This is a genomic window from Verticiella sediminum (assembly GCF_007558815.1).
In the GTDB taxonomy this organism is placed as follows: domain Bacteria; phylum Pseudomonadota; class Gammaproteobacteria; order Burkholderiales; family Burkholderiaceae_B; genus Verticiella; species Verticiella sediminum.
Window position 1 is genome coordinate 183492 of the sequence record NZ_VLTJ01000029.1, and the last position, 23703, is coordinate 207194.

20 protein-coding genes are annotated in these 23703 nt (G+C 64.7%); 11 read left to right on the top strand and 9 right to left on the bottom strand.

Annotated features, from left to right (window positions below; translation table 11 throughout):
* Positions 1-231: 231 nt before the first annotated feature.
* Positions 232-1014, top strand: a complete 783-nt coding sequence (locus tag FOZ76_RS15380) for a transporter substrate-binding domain-containing protein (RefSeq protein WP_170235477.1) — start codon at positions 232-234, stop codon at positions 1012-1014.
* A gap of 23 nt (positions 1015-1037) precedes the next feature.
* Here the strand turns inward: FOZ76_RS15380 and FOZ76_RS15385 are convergent, their stop codons facing one another.
* Entirely contained in the window at positions 1038-1874 is an 837-nt protein-coding gene (locus tag FOZ76_RS15385) for a helix-turn-helix domain-containing protein (protein ID WP_170235478.1), read from the bottom strand.
* A 157-nt stretch (positions 1875-2031) separates the two neighbouring features.
* On the opposite strand from FOZ76_RS15385, the gene allB reads away from it, so the two are divergent.
* Both allB and FOZ76_RS15395 read left to right on the top strand, forming a co-directional pair.
* Complete coding sequence (gene allB, locus FOZ76_RS15390; protein ID WP_143949152.1) at positions 2032-3387, top strand: allantoinase AllB; 1356 nt, start codon at positions 2032-2034, stop codon at positions 3385-3387.
* Positions 3384-4745: an MmgE/PrpD family protein gene (locus tag FOZ76_RS15395; RefSeq protein ID WP_170235479.1), complete on the top strand. Its 1362-nt coding sequence runs from the start codon at positions 3384-3386 to the stop codon at positions 4743-4745. Before allB ends, FOZ76_RS15395 begins: the two co-directional genes overlap by 4 nt.
* Positions 4746-4769: 24 nt before the next feature.
* Here the strand turns inward: FOZ76_RS15395 and acs are convergent, their stop codons facing one another.
* Complete coding sequence (acs, locus tag FOZ76_RS15400; RefSeq protein WP_143949478.1) at positions 4770-6752, bottom strand: acetate--CoA ligase; 1983 nt, start codon at positions 6750-6752, stop codon at positions 4770-4772.
* A gap of 387 nt (positions 6753-7139) precedes the next feature.
* On the opposite strand from acs, the gene FOZ76_RS27725 reads away from it, so the two are divergent.
* A complete protein-coding gene (locus FOZ76_RS27725; RefSeq protein ID WP_143949154.1) occupies positions 7140-7832 on the top strand; it encodes a C40 family peptidase in 693 nt (230 codons plus the stop codon).
* 118 nt (positions 7833-7950) lie between these two features.
* On the opposite strand, the gene FOZ76_RS15410 is transcribed toward FOZ76_RS27725, so the two are convergent.
* The 5 genes from FOZ76_RS15410 to FOZ76_RS15430 all read right to left on the bottom strand — a co-directional run bounded on the left by FOZ76_RS15410 (position 7951) and on the right by FOZ76_RS15430 (position 14061).
* Positions 7951-8328 carry a DUF2325 domain-containing protein gene (locus FOZ76_RS15410; protein WP_143949155.1) on the bottom strand — a complete coding sequence of 126 codons (378 nt, stop codon included), beginning with the start codon at positions 8326-8328 and terminating at the stop codon, positions 7951-7953.
* A 334-nt stretch (positions 8329-8662) separates the two neighbouring features.
* A complete protein-coding gene (locus FOZ76_RS15415) occupies positions 8663-9694 on the bottom strand; it encodes an ABC transporter permease (protein ID WP_143949156.1) in 1032 nt (343 codons plus the stop codon).
* Position 9695: 1 nt separating this feature from the next.
* The gene (locus tag FOZ76_RS15420; protein WP_143949157.1) at positions 9696-10991 is read right to left on the bottom strand and encodes an NtaA/DmoA family FMN-dependent monooxygenase; all 1296 of its coding nucleotides are present in this window, start codon (positions 10989-10991) and stop codon (positions 9696-9698) included.
* 58 nt (positions 10992-11049) lie between these two features.
* Positions 11050-12345: an NtaA/DmoA family FMN-dependent monooxygenase gene (locus FOZ76_RS15425; protein WP_143949158.1), complete on the bottom strand. Its 1296-nt coding sequence runs from the start codon at positions 12343-12345 to the stop codon at positions 11050-11052.
* A gap of 69 nt (positions 12346-12414) precedes the next feature.
* The gene (locus FOZ76_RS15430) at positions 12415-14061 is read right to left on the bottom strand and encodes an ABC transporter substrate-binding protein (protein WP_143949159.1); all 1647 of its coding nucleotides are present in this window, start codon (positions 14059-14061) and stop codon (positions 12415-12417) included.
* A gap of 379 nt (positions 14062-14440) precedes the next feature.
* Here FOZ76_RS15430 and FOZ76_RS15440 point away from each other — a divergent pair, with 379 nt between their 5' ends.
* From FOZ76_RS15440 to FOZ76_RS15470, 7 genes are all read left to right on the top strand, one after another.
* A complete protein-coding gene (locus FOZ76_RS15440) occupies positions 14441-15247 on the top strand; it encodes an ABC transporter permease (RefSeq protein ID WP_170235480.1) in 807 nt (268 codons plus the stop codon).
* Complete coding sequence (locus FOZ76_RS15445; protein ID WP_170235481.1) at positions 15244-16053, top strand: ABC transporter ATP-binding protein; 810 nt, start codon at positions 15244-15246, stop codon at positions 16051-16053. The genes FOZ76_RS15440 and FOZ76_RS15445 overlap by 4 nt, the downstream gene beginning before the upstream one ends.
* Positions 16054-16191: 138 nt before the next feature.
* Complete coding sequence (locus FOZ76_RS15450; protein ID WP_143949163.1) at positions 16192-17202, top strand: ABC transporter ATP-binding protein; 1011 nt, start codon at positions 16192-16194, stop codon at positions 17200-17202.
* A complete protein-coding gene (locus tag FOZ76_RS15455; RefSeq protein ID WP_143949164.1) occupies positions 17195-18154 on the top strand; it encodes a polysaccharide deacetylase family protein in 960 nt (319 codons plus the stop codon). The genes FOZ76_RS15450 and FOZ76_RS15455 overlap by 8 nt, the downstream gene beginning before the upstream one ends.
* Positions 18155-18175: 21 nt before the next feature.
* Positions 18176-19096, top strand: a complete 921-nt coding sequence (locus FOZ76_RS15460; RefSeq protein WP_143949165.1) for an allantoinase PuuE — start codon at positions 18176-18178, stop codon at positions 19094-19096.
* Positions 19093-20274 carry a M20 family metallopeptidase gene (locus FOZ76_RS15465; RefSeq protein WP_170235482.1) on the top strand — a complete coding sequence of 394 codons (1182 nt, stop codon included), beginning with the start codon at positions 19093-19095 and terminating at the stop codon, positions 20272-20274. The genes FOZ76_RS15460 and FOZ76_RS15465 overlap by 4 nt, the downstream gene beginning before the upstream one ends.
* A gap of 46 nt (positions 20275-20320) precedes the next feature.
* Complete coding sequence (locus FOZ76_RS15470; RefSeq protein WP_211366274.1) at positions 20321-20806, top strand: flavin reductase family protein; 486 nt, start codon at positions 20321-20323, stop codon at positions 20804-20806.
* 10 nt (positions 20807-20816) lie between these two features.
* Here the strand turns inward: FOZ76_RS15470 and FOZ76_RS15475 are convergent, their stop codons facing one another.
* Both FOZ76_RS15475 and ettA read right to left on the bottom strand, forming a co-directional pair.
* A complete protein-coding gene (locus FOZ76_RS15475; RefSeq protein WP_170235483.1) occupies positions 20817-21716 on the bottom strand; it encodes a LysR substrate-binding domain-containing protein in 900 nt (299 codons plus the stop codon).
* Between the two features lie 242 nt (positions 21717-21958).
* Positions 21959-23629: an energy-dependent translational throttle protein EttA gene (ettA, locus tag FOZ76_RS15480; protein ID WP_143949168.1), complete on the bottom strand. Its 1671-nt coding sequence runs from the start codon at positions 23627-23629 to the stop codon at positions 21959-21961.
* Between the last annotated feature and the right edge of the window lie 74 nt (positions 23630-23703).

Sequence of the window (23703 nt, forward strand, 5' to 3'; positions counted from 1 at the left end):
GGGTCCGTCTCCTCCACTGCATGTGAGCGATTATGAGCTTATGCACCGCTATGTACACTAGGTAATAACCCTATGCACCGATATCGGGCCTGCATGCCCGGTCATGGGGTCCGGCTGTCGAGTCTCAGTTCTTGAGACGAATTCCATCTCCTGATGTTGAGCATGCCCCGGCCGCCGCTCAAGATGGATGTCACGGCGGCACTCGGCCGCGCGTTCTTTCGGACGGCAACCATGACATACCCCTTCCTTTCCTCCCTTGTGCTGGCCACGGCGCTCCTGGGCGCAAACGGCGCGGCCCAGGCCGACGCGCTGGAACGCATTGAAAAGACCGGCGTGGTGCGCGTGGCCATCATGCTGGACTACCCGCCCTTCGGGACGGTCGGAGCGGACATGCAGCCACGGGGCCTGGACATCGACCTGTCCGACCACCTGGCGAAAGACTGGGGCGTGAAGGTGGAATTCGTCCCGGTGACGGCACCGGCGCGGATTCCGACGCTGCAAAGCGGAAAAGCCGACGTTCTGCTCAACGTGGGGCGCACGGAAGAACGCGCCAAGGTGGTCGACTTCACGCAGCCCTACGCGCCCTACTACATCGGCATCTATGGCGCGGCCGACGGCACGCGCTACGAGACCCTCGATGCGCTCGCCGGCAAGTCGCTCGCGGTAACCCGCGGGGCCATCGAAGATGTCCTGCTCAGCGAGCAAGCCAAGACCGCCGACATCAGGCGCTACGAAGACAACGCCGGAACCATCTCGGCCTACATGAGCGGGCAAGCCGACACGATGGCCATCGGCAACATTGTCGCGCTCTCCCTGCAGGGGCAAGGCGCCTCGCGCACCTTCGAGGAAAAGCTCATCGTGCTGAACTCGCCGGTGCACACGGCCGTCGGCAAGGATGAAACCCGCCTGCTGGAGAAAATGAATGCGTTTCTGAGCCAGCTCAAGGCCGACGGCCGACTGGACGCATTGTCACGCAAATGGCTCAAGCAGCCGCTGGCCGAGAACATCCGCTGAGGTCGAACCCGCCCGGGCCGCGATCAGGAAGACGGTTGCAGGATCTTGCGGCGGATGTAGTGTGCTGCCGCCTGTCCGGTCAGGGCCTCGCTCCAGACTTCCTGGGCCCACGCGGTATGCAGCTCGACAGCATCCGGCGCCATCGAGATCATCGCCACGCCGCGCCAGACGTTCGGCTGACACCCCAGGCGAAAAGGACTGGTGGTCACGACCGAGCCCGCGCGTCGACGGAAGATCGTGAACCCGGAGGCCGGCAGTTCATCGAAGACGAGACCGATCTGCACACCCATCGGCGGCGCCTCGAACAGACGGGCGATGATGGCCAGCTCGGCCTGCGCCATCTCGCGCTGCGCGGCCAGTTCTGCGCGCGAGCTCTCCGCGCTGGCCAGCCCGCGTTCGGCGAATCGCAGCAGGTCCGGGACGGACAGCAGATTGGTGATGGACACAGGGCGCGCCCGGTGTTGCGCCTTGCGCCTGGCGAGGATGCCGAGCAGTTCGTCGACACTGCGCGCGCCGTGCGCGGGCACGGCGAGCTGGGCGGTGAGCACGCGCCGCAATGCCTGGTCGTAGGCGCTCGACGTCAGCAGGTAGACGATGGGGCCGAAGGCCACGAACACATGGTCGGTCTCGGCCTCGATCTGGCGGATACGTTCGAAATACGCGACGGCCGAGGGCACGTACTCGACGCCCACGCCCAGCAGTGTCTCGACCGATATGTCGAGCAGCCGGGCGATCCGCTCCAGAACGTCGATGCGGTCGATGCCGTTGCTCTCGATCCGATAGACGGAGGCGCGCGACATGTTCAGGCGCTGCCCCAGTTCCTCGGCCGAAAGCCCGGCTCCGATCCTGTAGGCGCGCAAGCGATCGCCAATGCTTTTGAGATTCGCAACCATCCGAGCGGTGACAGTCCTGAGCGGTACGCGCAAGCGCCGAGCATAGCCCGCACCCGCATGCGCCTCAAGCATCCCTGTCTCCCGTCGGCCGCGCGGCCGGCACACGCATTCGTGGAACGAACGCATGAAGAAACTAGACCTGTTGATCCGCGGTGGAACGCTCGTACTGGAGGGCCGGATCGTGCCGGGCAATCTCGGCGTGCGCGATGGCCGCATCGTGAGCGTGGGCGAACGCGATCACCAGCCCGCAGCCCACGATGTGTTCGATGCGAGGGGGCTGCATGTGCTCCCCGGGGCGATCGACTGCCATGTCCATTTCCGCGATCCGGGCTCCGAGTACAAGGAGACGTGGCGCACCGGCTCGGCAGCCGCGGCGGCCGGCGGCGTCACGACGGTGCTGGACATGCCGAACACGAACCCGCCCACGTCGGACCTGCCCGGCGCGCAGGCCAAGCGGCAGCGGGCACGGGCGCAGTCAGTCGTGGACTGGGGCTTGTACGGTGTACTGGACGAAACCAGCCTGCCGCACCTGGATGCCCTGATCGACAGCGGCATCGTGGGCTTCAAGTGCTTCATGACGGAGACGACCGGTGACCTCCCCTCGCCGGACGACGGCGTCATCTTCGAAGGCTTCGAGCATCTCGCACGACGCGGCGTGCGCTGCTCGGTGCATGCCGAAAACGCGGCCATCATGCAAAGACGCAGGCGCAGCTTCATCGCGCAGGGCCGCAGCGACCCCGCGGCGCACGAGGAATCGCGGCCCGAAGTGTGCGAAATCGAGGCGGTGCGCCGCACGGCCACGCTCGCATCGGCCGCCGGGAACCCCGTGCACATTGCGCACGTGAGCTCCGGCGGAGGCGCCCGGGCGATCGCCGAGGCGCAGCGGCTCGGCCTGGACCTGACTGCCGAGACTTGCCCCCAATACCTGCTGTTCGACAGCAGCGATGTCGCGCGCATGGGCGGCCTGCTGCGCGTCAACCCGCCGATTCGCGGCGCCGGTCACCGCGACGCCCTATGGGCAGCGATGCACCAGGGCGTGATCGGAATGATCGCCACCGATCACGCACCGCACACCTGGGCCGAGAAGATGAACCCCAGCATCTGGGAATGCTGTCGCGGCATGATCGGGCTGGAATCGCAGATGGCGGTCATGCTCACGGAGGTCCAGCGCGGACGGCTGTCCCTGCTCGACTATGTGCGCTTCGCCGCCACCAATCCCGCCAAAGCCTGGGGCTTGTACCCGAACAAAGGCACGATCGCGGTCGGCACGGATGCCGACCTCGCGCTGGTGGACCTCGACGCCTCGACGCACGTCGACCAGGAGACTCACCATTCGTTGAACCGGATCTCTCCCTGGCACGGGCGGCTGATCACCGCGAAGCCCGTCCACACCTTCGTGCGCGGCCGGTTGGTCTACACGCAGGGACGGGTGATCGGCGAGCCGGGATGGGGACGCGAAATCGGGCGATGCGCGCCATGAGCCCAGCCGACGTCCGCATCGACACCGCCTTACGCCGCTTGTGCGACTGGCTGGCCCGCACGCAACGGGCCGACATCCCGCACGACATCCAGCTCGCCGCTGCACACATCATGGCGGACGACCTGGCTTGCGGGGTTTGTGCGGACGCGCATCGTCCGCTGGCGGCGCTGACGAGCCGATACGGCACCAGCCGCGCCCCGGGCGACGGACTGGCGCGCGTCTGGTCCGCCGAACCGGTGTGGCTGCCCTGCCGGGATGCCGCCGGACTGAACGCGATACGCGCCAATTGGAACCAGCTCGATGGCGGGCATACCGCGGTCATGTGCCATGCCGGGCTCTACACCGTCGGCCCGGCCCTCGCAGCGGCCGAAGCATGGGGTGCCGATCTCCCGACGCTGGTGCGCGCTGTCGCCCTGTCGTACGAAGCCACCTGCCGCTTGGCGCGGGCCTGGTGCCAGGCCGACGCGCCGTCGCATCCGCATGCCCTCTGGGGGGCATGCGGCGCGTTCCTGGCCTTGGCCACACTCGGCGGGCTGGAGCGCGACGCGATGCTCGACGGCCTGCTGGCCGCCGCCAGCCTGAGCCCCGGCCCGTCGTTCTCATTGACCGCCAGCGGCAGCCCATTGCCCTATCTCTGGGTGGGCGCCAGCGTACGCCAGGGCTTTCTCTGCCTCGACTGGCATGCCAGCGGCCTGACACGCCCGGCCCCCGGGATAGCCACCGTCATGACGGGCCTCACTGGCGTACAAGGCGATGTGAACGCCTTGGCCGTGCCAACGCCGGACGGCTGGAGCATGCGCCAGGCATACCACAAGCACTACGCATGCGCCCAGCAAGGAACGGCTGCCCTGGAAGCCGCCTTGCTTGCACACCGCGGCGCAACCAGCACACAGCGCGCCGCGCTGCCGGATCGCATCGTCGTCACGGTGCATCCGTTCGCGCTGACGATGGACAACCCGGAACCGGAATCCGAATTCGCCGCGCGCTTTTCCATTCCGCATCTCGTGGCAGTCGCGTGGTGCACCGGCCGCGACGATGCCCTGGCGCTCGGCGGCGCCTTGCTGCATGAGCCTACGGTCGCCCTGATCCGCAAGCGAGTGCAACTCGTGCCCGCGCCGGCTGCCGGGCCCCAGGACCGGGCAGCCAGGGTGAGTGTGCAGTGGCGGGGCAAGCCGCCGCTCGAACACGAATGCACCGCCGCGCGCGGAACGCCGGGCCGTCCACTGGCAGCGCACGAGCTGCGCGAGAAATGCGACAGGCTCGCTGAGCGAGCCTTTGCCCGGCTCCGGCACGCACTGTTCGCGTTCGCGCCGGCAAACGCCTCGCCGACGCCGGTTCGCGACCTGATGGATGGGTGAGCAAGCGGGCCCGCGCCCGCTTGCTCACAAAGCCTTGCCGAGCTGCTGCAGGATGGCCGGATTCTCCAGCGTGGACGTGTCCTGCGTGACCTCCTGGCCTTGCGCCACGGTACGCAGAAGGCGCCGCATGATCTTGCCCGAACGCGTCTTGGGCAGGTTCTCGCCGAACCGGATCTCCTTGGGCTTGGCGATCGGGCCGATTTCCTTGCTCACCCAGTCGCGCAGCGTCTTCGCGACCTGTGCGGCCTCCTCGTCGCCAGGCACGCTCTGCTTGAGCACGACGAACGCCACCACCGCTTCGCCGGTCACGTCGTCGGGCCGGCCGATGACCGCGGCCTCCGCCACCAGCTCGTGCGCGACCAGCACCGACTCGACCTCCATGGTGCCCAGGCGGTGGCCGGATACGTTCAGCACGTCGTCGATGCGGCCCATGATCCAGAAATAGTCGTCGGCGTCGCGCTGGGCGCCGTCGCCGGCGAGGTAGATGGTGCCGCCGAGTTCGGGCGGGAAGTAGCTCTTCTTGAAACGCTCGGGATCGCCCCAGACGTTGCGGATCATGGCGGGCCACGGGCGCTTGATGACGAGCAGCCCGCCCTGGCCGCGTTCCACCTCGTTGCCGGTCTCGTCGACGACGGCGGCCATGATGCCGGGCAGGGGGAAAGCGCACGAACCGGGCTTGGTCGCCGTGGCACCCGGCAGCGGGGTCAGCATGTGCCCGCCCGTCTCGGTCTGCCACCAGGTGTCCACCACGGGGCAGCGCTCGCCGCCCACGTTCTTGTGGTACCACATCCACGCTTCGGGATTGATGGGTTCGCCCACCGAGCCGATGATGCGCAGGCTGGACAGGTCGAAGGACGCGGGGTGGACCTTGGCGTCGGCCTCGCTCGACTTGATGAGCGAGCGGATCGCCGTGGGGGCGGTATAGAAGACGGTGGCCTTGTGCGACTGGATCATGCGCCAGAACCGGCCGGCATCGGGGTAGGTGGGCACGCCCTCGAAGATGATCTGCGTCGCGCCGGCGGCCAGCGGGCCGTAGGCGATGTAGGTGTGGCCGGTGATCCAGCCGACGTCGGCCGTGCACCAGAAGATGTCCTCGTCCTTCAGGTCGAAGGTCCATTGCATCGTGAGCTTGGCCCAGAGCAGGTAGCCGCCGCTGCCGTGCTGCACGCCCTTGGGCTTGCCGGTGGAGCCCGAGGTGTAGAGGATGAAGAGCGGGTGCTCGGCGTTGAAGCCCTGGGCCTGGTGCGTCTCGGGCTGGCCCTGCTCGAACTCGCTCCACCAGGTGTCGCGGCCCTCGGTCCAGGCCACGTCCTCGCCGGCGCGGCGGTATACCACCACCTGCCGCACGGCCTCGCAGCCGCCCATGGCCAGCGCGTCGTCCAGCGCGGGCTTGAGGGGAATCCTGCGCCCGCCGCGCATCTGCGCGTCGGCGGTGATCGCCAGCACGGCCTGGGTGTCGAGCAGCCGCTCATGCAGGCTCTTGGCGGAAAAACCGCCGAACACCACGGAATGCGTCAGGCCCAGCCGGGCGCAGGCCTGCATGGCCACCACCGCTTCGATCGACATCGGCAGGTAGATGATGACGCGCTCGCCCGCCTGGTAGCCGGCGGCGGCGAGCGCATTGGCGAAGCGGCAGACGCGGGCGTGCAGCTCCCGGTAGGTGACGCGGCTGACGGTGCCGTCATCGGCCTCGAAGATGATCGCGGTCTTGTCGGCCCGGCCGTTCTGCAGGTTCGCGTCCAGGCAGTTGGCCGACACGTTCAGCTCGCCGTCGGCGAACCACTTGTAGAACGGCGCCTGGCTTTCGTCCAGGACCTGCTCGAAAGGCCGGGTCCATTGCAACTGCTCGCGCGCCAGGCGCGCCCAGAAGCCGGTGAAATCGCGCTCCGCTTCGGTGCACAACGCACGATAGGCGTCCATGCCAGCGATGTTGGCCTTTGCCGCCAGAGCCGCCGGCGGAGGAAAAACGCGCGTCTCCACCAGCACCGATTCGATTCCGTTAGCCATCATGCACCTTCCATCAAGTTGTGTTTCGCAAACGGCGCACGCCGCCGCGCCCTCCTGGCGTCGATGATAGCGCCGCCTCACGCCGGTCGCATTTGGACGAAAGTCGCGGGCCATGGCGCGCACCGGTTTGGTGCCGATGTAACGCGAACGGTTACGTCCGGGGTTTAGGCGCTTTGTAAGGTGTGAAACGCAAGTCGTTGATTCATTGACTTTTAAAACTTACGTCGGGTATCTTCTAGCCTGCCTCGGGATTGTTTCGGGGAATTTCCTGACCTTTTCAGTGTTTGCCGGGCGGTCCGCAAGCCGCACCACTACGCGTACTCCGACTGAGAAACCATGCGCACGAGCCAGTTCGCCCAAGAAAAAACGCAACGATTTTCAGTCCGGATGTGGGCGGCCCTCGCAGGCATCGTCCTGCTGGCCTCCGGGTGCGCCAGCACCCAGCCCCCCTCCGCTTCCGCCCAGGTCGACACCGCCTTCGTCCCCGCCCAGCAGTCCGCGCACCGCGCCAGCAATCTGGACGAGCTGGATCGCCTTCTTGCCCGCCTCGAGCAACCGGACGTCCGGCTGGCCTCCCGCAAGCCCTCCCCGGGCCTGTTCGAACAGCCGGTTTCGGCACGTGACGATTTCGTGAGCCAGGCCATGGCCTACCTGGGCACGCGCTATCTCTATGGCGGAGATTCCCCCGACGTGGGCTTCGACTGCAGCGGGCTCATCTGGTTCACTGCGCGCGAATCCCTCGGCGTGCAACTGCCGCGCAACGCCGCGGGCATGGCCAAGGAAGGCCAGCAAGTCAAGCGCGCCGAACTCAAGCGCGGCGACCTCGTGTTTTTCAATACGCAGGGCCGGCGCTATTCGCATGTCGGCATCTACGTCGGCAACGGCCGCTTCCTGCACGCGCCCAGCACTGGCGGCCACGTGCGCGTCGATGAACTGGGTGCGCGCTACTGGAATGCGCGCTACAACGGCGCCCGGCGCCTGGCCGGGCTCAATGGGCCGGTCCTGGCCGACGCCATCGCGCCCAAGCAAGCCACCAAGGTGGCCGCCAACCAGGCCAACCGCCGCACCGCGCGACGCTGAACACGCGCGCGGCTTTCCGCTCAAGCCTGACAGATTCAGACAGCACAAGGGCCGGCCTCCCCTACCCAGGGGAGCCGGCCCTTGCCATTGGCCCCTCGTCACTGGCCTTGCCGGTGATTCAGCCTCGTCGACGCAGCATCTTCACGACCTGTTCCTGCTGCGGCTCCTGCCGGCAGGCACTGCCATCGCCTCCGCACAGGCCGCAGCTCTCCAGCGCCTGCTGCATGCTGCAGACCGAACGTCGACAAGCCACCACGCGGATGCCGGCGCGCTGGGCCGCCTGGCGGAAGGTCTTCATCACGTTGTGCCCGAGGAAGTCCGTGAGCAATATGACCAGTTCCGTTCCGCTGGGCAGTTGCAGCGTCTTCTTCTGGTGCGAGGGGTCGCGCCCGCTGATGTGATGCGTGATGGCGATGTTGAGTCGCTTCAGCAGGTCGGGAATGTTGCCCAGGCGATCGGCACCTACGATCACCGCACTGATGGTCGCCGCAGACATGGTGGCTCCGTGGAATGGTTGACTGCGGATGATGATAATTATTCTCATCTTCCTGAGTCAACATGAATGCGAATTATTCCCATTTAAATTTACAATGAGCTTGTCCAGGCTGATTGACAGTGATGTTCAGACACACGCAGGGAGAGGCGTGGACCGACCGGCGCCATGGTGCTTCCGAGCATGTTCGTCCCCGCCTACGCACTGGGCCTGCGGCGCTTCCAGCCGCCGCAGGTGCGGTGGACGCGAAGACGTCAGGAACGATGGATGGCCATTGCCGGCCTATGCGGGATAAACCCCTGGTGCAATGGCCCCGCCCCTGACGGGCGCAGCGTGCTCAACGACGCGAGGAAGCCTGTGTACGCATGCGCGGATCGATGAATATGTACAGGATGTCCACCGCAAGAAACACCAGTACGTAGAGCATGGATGCGTAGATCACGAAGCCTTGCAGCGCCGCGAAATCCGATTGCTGTATGGCTTGAAGTGCATACTGGCCCACGCCCGGCCAACCGAAGATGGCTTCCAGCAGAACCGCGCCGCCGAAAATGAAGCCCGCGATCCCGCCCACCAGGGTGACGACGGGCAGCAGCGCGTTGCGCAGGCAATACCGGAACCACACCACGCGCCGCGGATGCCCCATGGCGAATGCCGTACGTACGTAATCGCTTTGCAAGGCCTCCACCATGGCTGAACGTGTCACGCGCGCGACGGGCGCCAGCGTCGTGATCGCCAAGGTGAGCGCAGGCAGGATCAAGGCGGTCAAGGCTTGCCAGAACTTGCGCGGGTCTCCCGCCAGCAAGGTGTCGACAAGCATGAAACCCGTCACGGTGGGTGGCGGCGAGACGCCCAGGGGCAGGCGCCCGACGGGGCCGGGCAGCCATTGCAGGTTGACGAAGAAAACCAGCAGCAAGACCAGCCCGATCCAGAATTGAGGCAAGGCCATCCCGGTCAGCGTGACCCAGCGCAGCAGGAAGTCGGGCCAGCGTTCGCGGTTCACCGCGGCGATGACGCCGGCGGGAATGCCAACCAGCAGCGCCAGCCCCAGCCCCAGGATGCCCAGCTCCAGCGTCGCGGGCAGGCGGTTGCTCAGGTCGGTCATGACGTCGTTGCCGGTGGAGAACGATCTGCCCAGATCGAATTGCAGCAAATCCCCGAGGTAGCGCAGAAACTGGACAGCCAACGAATCGCCCAGGCCAAGCTCCTGACGAATCTGCGCGATCAGCTCGGTGGTGGCTTCGGGCGGTGCATAGAGTTCGGTGGGGTCGCCGGTGAACACCCGGGCGGTAAAGAATGTGATGGTAACGACGCCCAGCGCGACCGGAATGATCCACAGTATGCGGCGCAGCAAGATGGCAGCCAAGGACATGCTAGAACTCCATCAAGTGGTCCCGAAAGTGGCGGTGCGTATAGCGCTCGCGCGTCAAGCCCCGGCGCTGCAGGACAGCCGCCAACCCGTCGGTGACCTCGGCGATATAGCGGCGGGTCATGGGCCCGGCGATGACGAACCCGTCGCCGCCGACTTCCTCCATCAGCTCCGCCAATTGCGATGCGACCGACTCCGGCGTGCCCGCAATATTCTCCAGGCCGAACGTGAAGTTGCCGGCGATCTCGCGCAATGTCCTGCCATACGACAGGAAGCGCTTCAGCGTGCCTTGCTGGCCGTTGGTCGTCAGCTCGGCAAGCGGGGCATCCAGGTCGAAGGTGGAGAAGTCGATATCGAACAGGCTGCCCATAGCGGCCAGCATCTTGGCGGGGTCCTGGCCGGCGCGGTGGCGTGCCAGATGCTCCCGCGCCTGCTGGTCCGTGTCGCCGAACAAGGGCATGACCTGAAACATGACCTTGATGTGGTCGGGGTCGCGGCCGTTCCGGGCGGCGCGCTGCCGCAGGTCCTGCCGGTAGGCCTTCATCTCTTGGACGGTGCTTACCGCCGCGATGACCACATCCATGTGCCGGGCGGCAAACGCGCGTCCTTGCGGCGAACCGCCGGCCTGGGCCAGGACCGGCGTGCCTTGCGGCGGGCGTGCGGTATTCAGCGGCCCTCTCGACTTGAAGAACCGGCCTTCGAAATCGATGGTGCGCACTTTGCCCGGCTCGGCGAAAACGGCACGCTCTTCGTCGGCAACGATGGCATCCGCATCCCAGGACGTCCATAGCTTCTTGACGACCTCGACGAACTCGTCGGCCATCTCGTAGCGGGTATCGTGATCGATGTGTTCGTCCAGGCCGAAGTTCTGCGCGGCCCGGGCCGCCGTGGAGGTGACGAAGTTGCAGCCGACCCGGCCTTCCGACATGAGGTCCAGCGTGGCCATCAGGCGTGCCAGCAGATACGGGGGATAGAACGAGGTCGATATCGTGGGGATGATGCCGATGTGGCGGGTGGCTTGCGCGACCAGCGGCACCAGGGGCATGGGATCGTTCTTGGGTGCGCGCAGGGCACGCTTCAGATAGAAATCCATGGACGAACCGTAGTTGTCCGGCACGAACACCGAGTCTTCGAAGAAAACGAAGTCCATGCAGGCGCGTTCGGCAGCCCGGGCAAGGTCTATCTGCAGGCTGGGACTGGCCCAGTCCAGGGCGGTGCGCCCGCCCCATGGGTCTTTCCAGCCATGTACGCCGAAGCTGTTGCCCAGGAACCAAGCCAGGTGAAACGGTTTGCTTGCCATCTTGGAATGCCTCTCGTGTGCCGCGCGCGACGCAGATGACCGGGGACAGGCTGGCTTCCTAGAATTCCAGCAGGTTGTCCCGGAAATGCTTGTGGGTGTAGTGCTTGCGTACCAATCCGCGGCGCTGCAGCGCGGGGGTCAGGCCGTCGGCCATTTCGGCGATGAAGCGTCGGTTGACCTCGCCGGTGATCATGAAGCCGTCGCCGCCCACTTCCTCCATGACTTCCGCCATCATCCCGGCGACTTGATCGGGCGTACCCACCAGGTCTTCATAGCTGTAGCGGTAGTTCTGCGTGACCTCGCGCAAGGTGCGGCCTACGGATAGAAAGCGCTTGAACGTGCCTTGCTGGCCGTTGGTGGTCAGCTCTTGCAGCGGCGCATCCAGGTCGAACCTGGAGAAGTCGATGTCGACCAGGCTGCCCATTTGCGCCAGGACATTGACGGGGTCCTTGCGCGCCTGGGCGGCGCGGTAGCGCATCTGCGCTTCCTCCTGGGTCTCTGCGACGGTAGGCGTGCAGATGAACATGATCTTGCAGGAGGCCGGGTCGCGGCCGGCTTGCTCCAGGCGCGAGAGGAAACTGGCACGAAACGCCTTCATTTCCGCGATCGTGCCCATGGCGGCGAGCACGGTGTCCATGTGCTTGCTCGCGAAGTCCTGGCCTTGGGACGAATTGCCGGCTTGCACCAGCACAGGGTGGCCTTGCGGCGGCTGCACGGTGTTCAGCGGCCCGCGGGAGCGGAAGAAACGGCCTTGGTGGTTGACCACATGCACTTTGCCGGGATCTGCGAAAACGCCGTTCTGCTCGTCGGCGACGACGGCGTCCGCGTCCCAGGACGTCCATAGCTTCTTGACGACCTCGACGAATTCGTCGGCCATCTCGTAGCGGGTGTCGTGCTCGATATGTTCGTCCAGGCCGAAGTTCTGCGCGGCCCGGGCCGCCGTGGAGGTGACGAAGTTGCAGCCGACCCGGCCTTCCGACATGAGATCCAGCGTGGCCATGAGACGTGCCAGCAGGTAGGGGGGATAGAACGAGGTCGAAATGGTGGGAACGATGCCCAGGTGCCGGGTGGCCTGCGCCAGCAGGGGAACCAGCGGCAGCGGGTCGTTCTTGGGCGCGCGCATGGCTCGCTTCAGGTACAGGTCCATCGACGAGCCGTAGTTGTCCGGCACGAAGACGGAGTCTTCCATCAGCAGGAAATCGAAGCAGGCGCGGTCCAGCGCCCGCGCCAGATCGAGCTGCAGGCTGGGGTCGGCCCAATTGACGGCTGAGCTGCCGCTCCATTGGCCCATCCAGCCATGAACGCCATAGCTGTTCCCCAGGAACCAACCCATGTGAAAGGGGCTAGCCGCCATTTTTCGATTCTCCTGTGCGTCGGTGCGAGACAGGCGTCGGCGCGCGGATGCGCCGACGCGTGCCGGTGACTATTCCTTGGGGCGGATGTAGGTGTAGCGCGCGTAGGGTTCCTGCGTGAACGTCACCCCTTTGATTCGATTGCTGGTGGCGATGGTGCGGCCCAGCACGATCAGCGGCACCTGGTTGGTGGCGGCTTCGGCGAGCTTGTCCTGGATCTCGTGGTAAGCCCTGGTGCGTGCTGCGGTGTCCGTCGAGTTGCGATAGGTGTAGTGCAGCGAGTCGACTTCCGGATCGCCGTAGCGCGACCAGTTGCCCGCGCCGCCGGCATCGCTGAAGCCGACCATGCAGCAGTTGGTCACAGTGACTGGATCCGCCAGCCAGAACGTCGCCTGGTGCAGATACATGCCGGTCATGGTGCTGCCTTCGCCATAAGTGCGCGCCCGTACCGCGGTGAGCAGTTGCACCTGGGGCGTGGGTTTGAGATTGGCCGTGACGCCGATCTTGCTCAGCGAATTCTTGATCAGAATGGCAATGTCGTCGTTGTACGGCAACGCATTGGAATACCAGAAGTCGAAGGAGATATCCTTCTTGCCGGACTGTTCGAGCAGGGCCTTGGCCTTGTCCGGATCATAGGCATAGCGGGCGTAGCTGTTGTTGCAGGTGGGGTCATCCGCGTTGTACATGCAAGGGGAAGGCGAGCCGCGGCGCCCCAGCGCGACGTCGATGATCTGCTGAACCGGGATGGCATGCAGCATGGCCTGCCGGACCAGCTTGTCGTCGAACGGCGGCGTGTCGTAGGCCATGGAAACGCGCAGAATGGTCGGCGTCGGGCCATGGATGACCGGAAAGCCCGCCTGCTCGATAGCCGTGTATTGACGGCCGCTCAGGCCTTCCGCGGCATAGTCCACGACACCACCGCGAATCAGGGACACCACGTCCGACTTGCCCGTGACGCGCAGCACGATATTGTCGAAGCCTGGTTTCGGCCCCCAGACCCGGTCAGGCACCGACTTCAGCACGATCTGCTGGTTGGGCGTGCGTTCGGCAATGTAGTAGGGCCCGGTGGACGCCACGTTCTTCTGCAGCCACTCGCGCGCCCAGGGGTCTTTGTCGGTGGCGTGCTTCTTGACCTCGACCGAATCGACCACGCCGAATTGCAGGAATTTCATCGAGGTCAGCCGCACGGCGATTTCGGCAGGCTTGCCTTGCGGGCCGTCCATGAAGGTAATCTGCACCGTGTGGTCGTCGATCTTCTTCATCTGGTCCACGGTGTACAGGCCCGCCACACCAGCCTGGTTCTTGCCGTTGGCCGGAATCTCCAGCAGGCGCGTGAAGCTGTAGATCACGTCATCGGCCGTCATGGGATTGCCGGTGGGATAGAACTTCACATCCTTGCGCAGCTTGAAGGTGATCGTGGGGCCGTCGACTTCCCAGGATTCGGCCAGATTGGGCTCGACTTCCATGGCATCGCCTACCAGGCTGCCGTCGGGCTGTTCCTTGAATATCGGTTCGACCAGATGGTCGTATAGATTCAGCACCAGATCCTGGTCGACTTCGCCGCGTGTGTCGGCCGGGTCCAGGCTGTTGGGGTCCGAGGCAACGGCCCGGATGAGGGGCTTGACCTCCTGCGCGTGAGCGGTCGTCATGATGCAGGCGGCGAGCATGACGGCGGTCATGGCCTCGCCCAGGTATTTCAGGGCACGGGATTCGATCATCTGGCTGCGCGCTCCAAAAAAAGCCTCCACGCTGCGCCTTCGGCTTGCTGCCCCCCGAGGGGGCGCTTTTTACCTTGGGGCGGCCCGGCGGCAAAAAAGGACGGGTACCGCTCGAGAAAAACGACAGCGAGAACACCGTCTGGCACGCTCGTATCCTAGCGAGCACTCACGCATTGTGCTCTGCACAATTTCTCATCCCTCGAATGAAAATTCCTCATTAGGCGCGGCCGCTCCCGTCCTCCAATATCGCCCTGTGGATCGAGTGGCAGATATCCGTAGGAGCTGAAACGATGCGGCTCAAACCAGGGATGGATGCAATATGTCGAGTCTGAGTCCGAGTTTGAGCTTGAGCTTGAGCCGCAGCACGAAACGGGCACCCATGTCATGGTCGATGCGCATCGGCCTGGGGATTCTGTCGTTCTACATCGGCGTGGCGATACTGTCGGTCTTCTGGACGCCCTACGATCCGACCATGCCCGGAGCCGGCCCGGCGTACGCGCCGCCAAGCCTGGATCACTGGCTGGGAACCGATCGCCTGGGCGGCGACGTGCTGTCCCGCATCATGGCGGGCGCGCAATACGATCTGGGGATCTGCCTGGCCGCGGTGACGATTTCCCTGGTGGTGGGTTGCATACTGGGCGTCATCGCGGGCTATTACGGCGGTGGTATCGATACGGTGATCCTGCGTATCGTCGAAATCTTTTCCGCCTTTCCCGGGCTGCTGTTTGCCATGCTGGTGGTGCAAGCGGTCGGGCCCGGCATCATCAATGTCATCGCCGTACTGTCGTTCGTGGGCATTCCCGACTATTTGCGTCTGGCCCGCGCCGAAATCCGCGCCCGCCGCGAGTGGCAGTTTGCCGAGGCCGCGCGCCTGGTGGGCAACAGGCCCCTGGTCGTGGCCTTCAAGCATCTGCTGCCCAACAGCATCGGGCCGGTGCTGGCCTTCACCTCGGTCAACGCCGCTTTTTCCGCGCTCATCATCGCCAGCCTGGGCTTTCTCGGGATCGGCTTGAACCCGGACGATCCCGAATGGGGCAACATGATTGCGCGTGGCCAAGACAGCGTCATGACGGGGGAATGGTGGATCTCGCTGTTTCCCGGGCTGGCCATCCTTGGCATGACCGGAGCGTTCTACCTGCTGGGCGACGGCGTGTCCGATGCAACCGACCCCAGGAGGCGCCGATGACGGCTCCCTTGCTGGAAATCCTCGACTACAGCGGCGCCTTTCGTGCGGTCAACGGCGAGCTCAAACCGGTTCTGCACGAGGTCGGCTATCGCATCATGCCTGGCACCATCACCGCGGTGGTCGGAGAGACGGGTAGCGGCAAGTCCTTGACGGCCTTGTCCATTCTGGGCTTGCTGCCCGCGACGTTCGTGCGGCTGTCGGGCGAGATCCGCTTCAAGGGGCGCAACATTCTGGATCTGGATGCATCGGCATCCCGCCGGCTACGCGGCGAGCAGATCAGCATGGTCTTCCAGGATGCCCGTGCCGCGCTGAATCCCGTGTTCACGATAGGGCGGCAACTTGCCGACACGCATCAACTGCACCACGGCGGGTCGCGCCGCGCAGCCATGGCGCAAGCCGTGGAGGCACTGCGTCGCGTGCACATTCCCGAACCGGAACGCCGGGCGCGGCAGTACCCGCATGAGTTCTCGGGCGGCATGGCGCAGCGTGCCATGATTGCGCTGGCGGCCCTGATCTGCCAGCCCGAACTGCTGATCATGGATGAGCCCACCACGGGTCTGGATGTGACCACGCAGGCCGAGATCATGGCCTTGATCGTCGATCTGGCCAGAACGCGCGGGCTGACGGTTTGCCTGATTACCCATGACCTGGGCGTGGTCGTGGAAACCTGTGACGCGGTGGTGGTGATGAATGCCGGCCGTGTGGTGGAGACCGGCACGACGGAACAGATATTCACCGCGCCGCGCGAGCAATACACCAGGCGCCTGCTGGCGGCCAGCCAGCTTGGCGAAGAGGAGGCCGTATGAGAAAGAAGAGCAGCCCCCCAAGGGGGCGCTGTTTCATCTTGGGAGCGGCCCGGCGATGAAAAATGCCCCCACGCTTGCCGCTGCGCGGCGGCGCTGCCCCCCGAGGGGGCGCTGTTTCATCTTGGGAGCGGCCCGGCGATGAAACAACACTATCCAGCCAATTACCCTGTGCTGCAGGCCCGCCACCTGCGCAAGCAGTTTCCGGTGGGGGGCGGTCGCAAGCTGGTGGCCATCCATGATATGGACTTCGACTTGTACCCAGGCAGGACGCTGGCCCTGGTTGGCGAGAGCGGTTCCGGAAAATCCACGGTGGCGCGCTGTCTGGCGCGGCTGATCGAGCCGACCGACGGCGAAATCCACATCCACGGGAAAGCCATCCGCTCCTTGAATACCTATGACATGTCGCAGATGTACCGACATATCCAGATGGTGTTTCAGGACCCCAACGCCTCGCTCAATCCCAGGATGAGCATTCGGCAGGTGCTGGAAGAACCCCTCAAGCTGCATCTGCGCCTGTCGGCTCAAGAACTGCAGGCCCGCGTCGCCACCCTGATCACCATGGTGGGCTTGACGGAGGAACACCTCGATCGCTATCCGCACGAATTGAGCGGCGGTCAGCGCCAGCGCATCGGCATTGCCCGGGCCGTAGCCGTCAATCCCGACATTGTGCTGCTCGACGAGCCCACCGCGTCCCTTGACGTATCGGTGCGCGGCCATGTGCTGGCGCTGCTGCGCCGTTTGCAGCGCGAACTCAACCTGGCCTACCTGTTCATCACGCACGATCTGCAGGTCGTGCGGCATATGGCCGACGAAGTCGCCGTCATGTATCTGGGCGTCATCGTGGAGCGCGGGCCGACCGGGGAGGTCTTCGAGAATCCCACGCACCCGTACACCAGGGCCTTGTTGTCCGCCGCGCCGGTGGCGCAGTGGGGCGTCAAGCGGGAGCGCATTCGTCTCAAGGGCGAGATTTCCAGCCCCATCGATCCGGCCGACGCCTGCCGTCTGGCCGGACGCTGCCCGATAGAACAACCTTCGTGCGTTGAAAGAATGCCGCCGCTGGTGGGGGTGCGTGACGGGCATCGGGTTGCCTGTACGGTCATGGCGCCGTCCTCCCGGGCGGATATCACCTTAAAGGATGATCATGTCTGAGTCATTGCAGGAATCCGCCGCACTGCTGCGGGATGTCGTGGGCTATGAAGGCGATCCACCCCAGGCGGCCTGGCCCGGCCGTGCCCGGATCGCGATTTCCGTGGTGGTCAATTATGAAGAAGGGGCGGAACGGTCCATTGCCGACGGCGACGAAACCCGCGAGCCCGGCGGGCCAACGGAGAAACCGCTGACGTTTCGCGACCTGGGTGTGGAAACGCACTTCGAGTATGGCTCGCGCGCAGGATTCTGGCGTCTGCTGGATGTGTTGGAAGAGGCCGGTATCACTGCCACCTTCAGTGCATGCGCCGTGGCGCTGGAACGCAACCCCGACGCCGCGCGTGAAATACGCCGTCGCGGCCATGAAGTCATGGGCCACGGATGGCGTTGGGAAGACGTGACTTCGATGGCGCCCGACGAAGAGCGCGATCGCATCCGCAAGGCGGTGGCGTCATTGGCCAGCACCACGGGCGAGCGGCCCGCCGGCTGGCTGTGCCGTCGCGGGCCCAGCGAGCACACCCGTCGGTTGCTGGTGGAAGCGGGCGGCTTTGTGTACGACAGCGACGCCTATAACGACGACCTGCCGTACTTCACCCTGGTGAATGATCATCGGCATCTGGTGATCCCTTATTCCATGGCCAATGACGACAGCAAGTACGACTGGGGAGCGTTCGGCTCGCCGGTACATTTCGAGACGCACCTCAAATCCGGCTTCGACTGGCTGTACAAGGAAGGCGCAAGCCGGCCCCGGCTCATGACCGTAGGCCTGCGTCCGCGCATCTCGGGCCATCCCGCCCGGGCGCAGGCCCTGGCCAATTTCATTGCGTATGCCAAGTCGTTTCCGGACGTCTGGTTTGCGCGGCGTATCGATATCGCCCATCACTGGATTGCCCATCATCCCGATACGGTGCTGCCCAAGACCCGTTATGCGCGCCTGGACCCCACTGCCCGCTGAGTCCTTCCGAGGAGATTGAAGATGCATGTGACAGAACCCGATTCCCCAGGGCCGCAGCGCGATCTGGTCGGCTATGGCGGCAAGCCGCCCGAGGTGGTGTGGCCCGGCAATGCGCGCATTGCCATTCTGCTCGTGGTGAATTACGAAGAAGGCTCCGAGGCTTCGGTGGGCGATGGCGACCCCAAGGCCGAGCAGGCCCTGTCCGAATTTCCCACGAGCCCGTGGCCGGACGGCAAACGCGACCTGGCCGTGGAAAGCATGTACGAATATGGGGCGCGCGCGGGCTATTGGCGTTTGCTGGACATTTTCGACGAGCTGGACGTCAAGTGCACGTTCTACGCGTGCGCGGTCGCGTTGGAACGAAATCGCGCCGCCGCCCGGGAGATGGTTCGCCGCGGGCATGACATCATGTGCCACGGCTGGCGCTGGGAAGACGTGGCCTTGCTCACGCGCGAGCAAGAGCGTGAACATATCCGCATGGCGGTCAAGTCCATCGAGGAAACCACCGGCGTGCGGCCGCGAGGTTGGTATTGCAGAAGCCGGCCCAGCACCAATACGCGCGAGCTGGTGGTCGAAGAGGGCGGATTTCTTTACGACTCGGATGCCTACAACGATGACCTGCCCTACTGGGAAATGGTCGGTGACAAGAAGCATCTGGTGATCCCGTATTCGCTGGTCAACAACGACAGCGGTTTTGGCCGAGGCGCGTTCGGGCCGCCCAATGAATTCGAGGAGCATCTTCGCTATACATTCGACCGTCTTTACAGGGAAGGGGAAGCATCCCCCAAGATGATGAACATCGGTCTTCACATGCGGGTCGTCGGGCATCCCGCTCGCGCCAAGGCGCTGTACGACTTCATTCAATACGCCAAGTCCCATGCCGATGTATGGTTTGCCACGCGTATCGACGTGGCCCGGCACTGGATGGAGAAGCACGCATGATGCGTGTCGATGACCTCAAGGCCCGCGCTGCGGCGGCCATCGACGAGGTGGCGCCCCGACTGTATGAAGTCAGCGAAGCCATGCATGCGCATGTCGAACGGCCTTTTGAAGAGGTCAAAGGGCAGGCATGGCTGTGCGAGGTCTTGAGCGAAGCGGGTTTTCAGGTGGAGAAGGGGCTGGGCTCCTTGTCCACCGCCTTTCGCGGCACGGTGCGTTCGTCCGGACCCGGGCCGCGCATTGCCTTTCTCTGCGAATACGACGGGCTGCCGCCCTATGGCCATAGCTGCGGCCACAATGTGGGCGGTCCGGCCAGCATAGGGGCCGCCGTGGGGCTCAAGAGCGTCATGGACATGCTGGGCGGCGAAGTCATTGCCTTGGGCACCCCGGGAGAAGAAGGCGGCAACGGCAAGCACATCATGCAGCGCGAGGGTTTCTTCGACGGCCTGGATGCCATGATGCTGATCTATCCCGGGCGGGACAACATTGCCCATTCCCGCGCGCTAGTGGCCACCCGCGTGAATTTTTCCTACTTCGGCCGGGCCGCCCACGGCGCGGCGCGGCCGGAGTGGGGCATCAACGCGCTGGACGCCATGACCCTGGCCTTCAACGGTATCGGCCTGCTGCGGCAGCAAACGCCGTCCGACGTGCGCATGCACTACATCGTCACGAAAGGCGGCACGTTGTCCAACGTCATTCCGGATCACACGTCGGGTGTGTTGACGGTGCGGGCAAATGACAACGCCACCATCGACATGATGATCCCACGCATCAACGGCGTGCTCGAAGGCGCGGCCTCGATGACGGGCGCCACGCTGGAGAAGACATGGGCCGAAGGGCCTCGCGGCAAGCCCTTGCTCAGCAATGACGCCATGGCGCAGCTATTCGACAGAAACCTGCAGGCGCTGGGACGCGCCACCCGGGCGCGCGATGAGCTGTCGGGTGCGTGGAGCGGAGATACCAGCAACGTAAGCTGGGCCGTACCGACGATACAGCCGCAGATTGCGATGACGGCTCATCCGCCCCATTCGCACGAATTTCACGAAGCGTCGGTCGGCCCGGCTGCCCGCGCCGCACTGGCCGATTCGGCCAAGGCCATGGCCATGACCGCAATCGACCTGATGCTGGACGCATCGGCGCTCGATGCCGTCAAGGCGGAGTTTATGGCGCGAACGCGCTAGTTGGCCTGCATGCTCAGGCTCGAAAAATCATGTGCTTGCACGACCGATGGAAAACGCAATGGACGTTGAAAAATTCAAGCATGGCATGCGCCGCCTGGCATCCGGGGTGAGCCTGATCACCACCGTCAGAGATGGCCAGCGCCATGGATTGACGGCCACCGCCGTCAGCTCGGTGAGCGCCGCCCCGCCGTCGCTGCTGGTTTGCGTTGCGCAATCCGCCTCCGCGCACGACGCCATCGTGGCTGCGGGCAAGCTATGCGTCAACATATTGTCCGCACAGCAAGAGACGAACGCCATGCGGTTCGGCCGCTCGGATGGCCGGGACAGCCGGTTCGAACATGGCAATTGGCAAACCCTGAAAACCGGCGCGCCCGCCCTGGCTGGCTCGCTGGCCACGTTCGACTGCGAGGTACGGCAGACCATACCTTACACCTCGCATTCGATTCTGATCTGCGAAATCGTGGATGTGGCCTTGTGGGATACGCCGCTTCAGCCGCTGGTCTACTTCAACAGCGCTTTCGTTCAGCTATAGCCGTGTGCGGCTACAGCACCTGCACGCGTGCTGAACCCTGTACCTGGCGATACAGCCAGTCCTTGAACCGGGTAACCGCGTGCGGCGCCCTGGGTTTCCAGTGCGACACCAGGTAGTAGCGGTTGCGTACAGGAAAGGGGGCGCCGATCTGTACCAGTTCGCCTCTTTCCAGCGCGCCTTCGACCAGCAACGATCGGCCCAGATAGGCGCCAAACCCCGCCTTGACCGCATCGATGGCCGCGACGTTGTGGTTGAATCGCGTGCCCTGGTTGACGTCGTCCCGATTGATGCCGTACTTGCGCAGATACTGCACCCAATCGGGAAACTCATTGATGGCCGGTGCTTGCTGTTCGAAGTGGATCAGCGGCGCGTACCTGAAGAGCTGGGCCGGGTCGCTGCCATAGTGCGCGGCCAATGTGGGCGAACAGACCGGTATGATTTCCTCCTCCATGAAGGGTTCGATCAGGCGGTCCAGGGTGGTTTCCCACTCGCAGATCTGGAGGTCGGTGGACTCGACCTCGATTTCGGCACGGCTGTGATAGGACTTCACTGTGATGTCCATGTCGTTGGACTCTTTCAGGAAGGTTTGCAGCCGCGGCATCAGCCACAGGGAAGTAAAAGAAGAAGAAGCGCCCAGCATGAAGCGCTCGCGCTGGTTGTCGGGCTCGCTCAGCTCCTTGAGCGCGCTATCGATCAGATCGAGGGCGGCGGTGATCTTGCCAACGCTGGTGACGGTGGCAGGCGTCAGTTCCAGCTTGCTGCTGCGCCGGGTGAACAGCTTGAACTGCAGGAACTCTTCCAGCAGCCGTATCTGGTGGCTGATGGCCGTGGGGGTGACGCAAAGTTCGGTGGCTGCCTGCGTAACGCTCTTGTGCCGGGCCGCAGCTTCGAAGGCCCTGACTGCATTCAAAGAAACCCTTCTTCTCATTTTGAACGCCCTGTACGCCGGTTACCTCCTCCATTGGCATGCTCAAGCAGATTTTTGTTTCAGCTTATTGTCAGAATTGACTGTATGGATCGGACTGATGAGTGTCAACCCCTGACACGTCCAACACCCTGCGGGCCGCCCGACGCGGCCCGCAGGGTGTTGGACGTTAGCGCGTACGGGACGTTCCGGCCGGGCGATACCGGGACAGCGCCGGCCCGCGGTGCCTACTTGATGAGCGGCTTGTACCGGATGCGCTTGGGCTTGGCGGCTTCCTCGCCCAGGCGGCGCTTCTTGTCCGCCTCGTATTCCTGGTAGTTGCCGTCGAAGAACACCACCTGCGACTCGCCCTCGAAAGCCAGGATGTGCGTCGCGATGCGGTCGAGGAACCAGCGGTCGTGGCTGATCACCATGACGCTGCCGGCGAACTCGAGCAGGGCGTCTTCGAGCGCGCGCAGGGTTTCGACGTCGAGGTCGTTCGACGGCTCGTCCAGCAGCAGGAAGTTGCCGCCCGAGGACAGCGTCTTGGCCAGGTGCAGGCGGCCGCGCTCGCCGCCCGACAATTGGCCGGCCAGCTTGCCCTGGTCCGCACCCTTGAAATTGAAACGGCCGATGTAGGCGCGCGCCGGCATCTCGAACTTGCCCACGGTGATGAGGTCGGCGCCGTCGGCCACGATGTCGAACACCGACTTGTTGGCCTCGAGCTTGTCGCGGTGCTGGTCGACGTACGAGAGCTTGACCGTGCTGCCCATCACGACTTCACCGCTGTCCGGCTTCTCCTCGCCCGCGATCATGCGGAACAGCGTGGACTTGCCCGCGCCGTTGGGCCCGATCACGCCGACGATGGCCCCGGCCGGCACCTTGAAGCTGAGATCGTCGATCAACAGCCGATCGCCGTACGCCTTGGTGACGTTCTTGAACTCGACCACATCATTGCCCAGGCGCTCGGCGACCGGGATGAAGATTTCCTGCGTCTCGTTGCGCTTCTGGTACTCGTGCGAGCTGAGTTCCTCGAAACGCGACAGGCGCGCGCGCGACTTGGCCTGGCGCCCCTTGGGGTTCTGGCGCACCCACTCGAGTTCCTTCCTGATCGTCTTCTGGCGCGCGGATTCGCTCGCCTCCTCCTGCTTGAGACGGTTCTCCTTCTGCTCCAGCCATGAGCTGTAGTTGCCCTTCCAGGGAATGCCGTGGCCGCGGTCGAGTTCGAGAATCCACTCGGCGGCGTTGTCCAGGAAGTAACGATCGTGGGTGACCGCCACCACCGTGCCCGGGAACTTCTGCAGGAACTGCTCCAGCCAGTCGACGCTCTCGGCGTCCAGGTGGTTGGTGGGTTCGTCCAGCAGCAGCATGTCGGGCTTGGACAGCAGCAGGCGGCACAGCGCCACGCGGCGCTTCTCGCCGCCCGACAGGTTGCCGATGACGGCGTCCCAGGGTGGCAGGCGCAGCGCATCGGCCGCGATCTCGAGCTGGTGCTCGGCGTCGCCGCCGCTCGCCCCGGCGGCGATGATGGCTTCGAGCCTGCCCTGCTCCTCGGCCAGCGCGTCGAAGTCCGCGTCCGGCTCCGCATAGGCGGCATACACCTCGTCCAGCCGCTTCTTGGCCGCGAACACCTCGCCCATGCCCTCCTCGACCGCCTCGCGCACCGTGTGTTCGGGGTTCAGCTCCGGCTCCTGCGGCAGGTAGCCGATGCGCAGGTTGGGCATGGCCTGGGCCGTACCTTCGATGTCGGTGTCCACGCCCGCCATGATGCGCAGCACGGTCGACTTGCCGGCACCGTTCAGGCCCAGCACGCCGATCTTGGCGCCGGGGAAGAAGGACAGCGAGATGTCGCGCAGGATCTGCCGCTTGGGCGGCACGATTTTGCCGACGCGATGCATGGTGTAGACGTATTGGGCCATGAAGGAAGAGACCTTGGATGTCGCGGGATTCAAAGGAGGGATTGTAGGCCAGGGCCCCGGACGCAAGTCGTCAC

Excerpts from the sequence above, each read along its gene's own strand:
- FOZ76_RS15380 (WP_170235477.1), top strand. The coding sequence starts at position 232 with ATGACATACCCCTTCCTTTCCTCCCTTGTGCTGGCCACGGCGCTCCTG.
- allB (WP_143949152.1), top strand. The coding sequence starts at position 2,032 with ATGAAGAAACTAGACCTGTTGATCCGCGGTGGAACGCTCGTACTGGAG.
- FOZ76_RS15395 (WP_170235479.1), top strand. The coding sequence starts at position 3,384 with ATGAGCCCAGCCGACGTCCGCATCGACACCGCCTTACGCCGCTTGTGC.
- acs (WP_143949478.1), bottom strand. The coding sequence starts at position 6,752 with ATGGCTAACGGAATCGAATCGGTGCTGGTGGAGACGCGCGTTTTTCCT.
- FOZ76_RS27725 (WP_143949154.1), top strand. The coding sequence starts at position 7,140 with ATGTGGGCGGCCCTCGCAGGCATCGTCCTGCTGGCCTCCGGGTGCGCC.
- FOZ76_RS15410 (WP_143949155.1), bottom strand. The coding sequence starts at position 8,328 with ATGTCTGCGGCGACCATCAGTGCGGTGATCGTAGGTGCCGATCGCCTG.
- FOZ76_RS15415 (WP_143949156.1), bottom strand. The coding sequence starts at position 9,694 with ATGTCCTTGGCTGCCATCTTGCTGCGCCGCATACTGTGGATCATTCCG.
- FOZ76_RS15420 (WP_143949157.1), bottom strand. The coding sequence starts at position 10,991 with ATGGCAAGCAAACCGTTTCACCTGGCTTGGTTCCTGGGCAACAGCTTC.
- FOZ76_RS15425 (WP_143949158.1), bottom strand. The coding sequence starts at position 12,345 with ATGGCGGCTAGCCCCTTTCACATGGGTTGGTTCCTGGGGAACAGCTAT.
- FOZ76_RS15430 (WP_143949159.1), bottom strand. The coding sequence starts at position 14,061 with ATGATCGAATCCCGTGCCCTGAAATACCTGGGCGAGGCCATGACCGCC.
- FOZ76_RS15440 (WP_170235480.1), top strand. The coding sequence starts at position 14,441 with ATGTCATGGTCGATGCGCATCGGCCTGGGGATTCTGTCGTTCTACATC.
- FOZ76_RS15445 (WP_170235481.1), top strand. The coding sequence starts at position 15,244 with ATGACGGCTCCCTTGCTGGAAATCCTCGACTACAGCGGCGCCTTTCGT.
- FOZ76_RS15450 (WP_143949163.1), top strand. The coding sequence starts at position 16,192 with ATGAAACAACACTATCCAGCCAATTACCCTGTGCTGCAGGCCCGCCAC.
- FOZ76_RS15455 (WP_143949164.1), top strand. The coding sequence starts at position 17,195 with ATGTCTGAGTCATTGCAGGAATCCGCCGCACTGCTGCGGGATGTCGTG.
- FOZ76_RS15460 (WP_143949165.1), top strand. The coding sequence starts at position 18,176 with ATGCATGTGACAGAACCCGATTCCCCAGGGCCGCAGCGCGATCTGGTC.
- FOZ76_RS15465 (WP_170235482.1), top strand. The coding sequence starts at position 19,093 with ATGATGCGTGTCGATGACCTCAAGGCCCGCGCTGCGGCGGCCATCGAC.
- FOZ76_RS15470 (WP_211366274.1), top strand. The coding sequence starts at position 20,321 with ATGGAAAACGCAATGGACGTTGAAAAATTCAAGCATGGCATGCGCCGC.
- ettA (WP_143949168.1), bottom strand. The coding sequence starts at position 23,629 with ATGGCCCAATACGTCTACACCATGCATCGCGTCGGCAAAATCGTGCCG.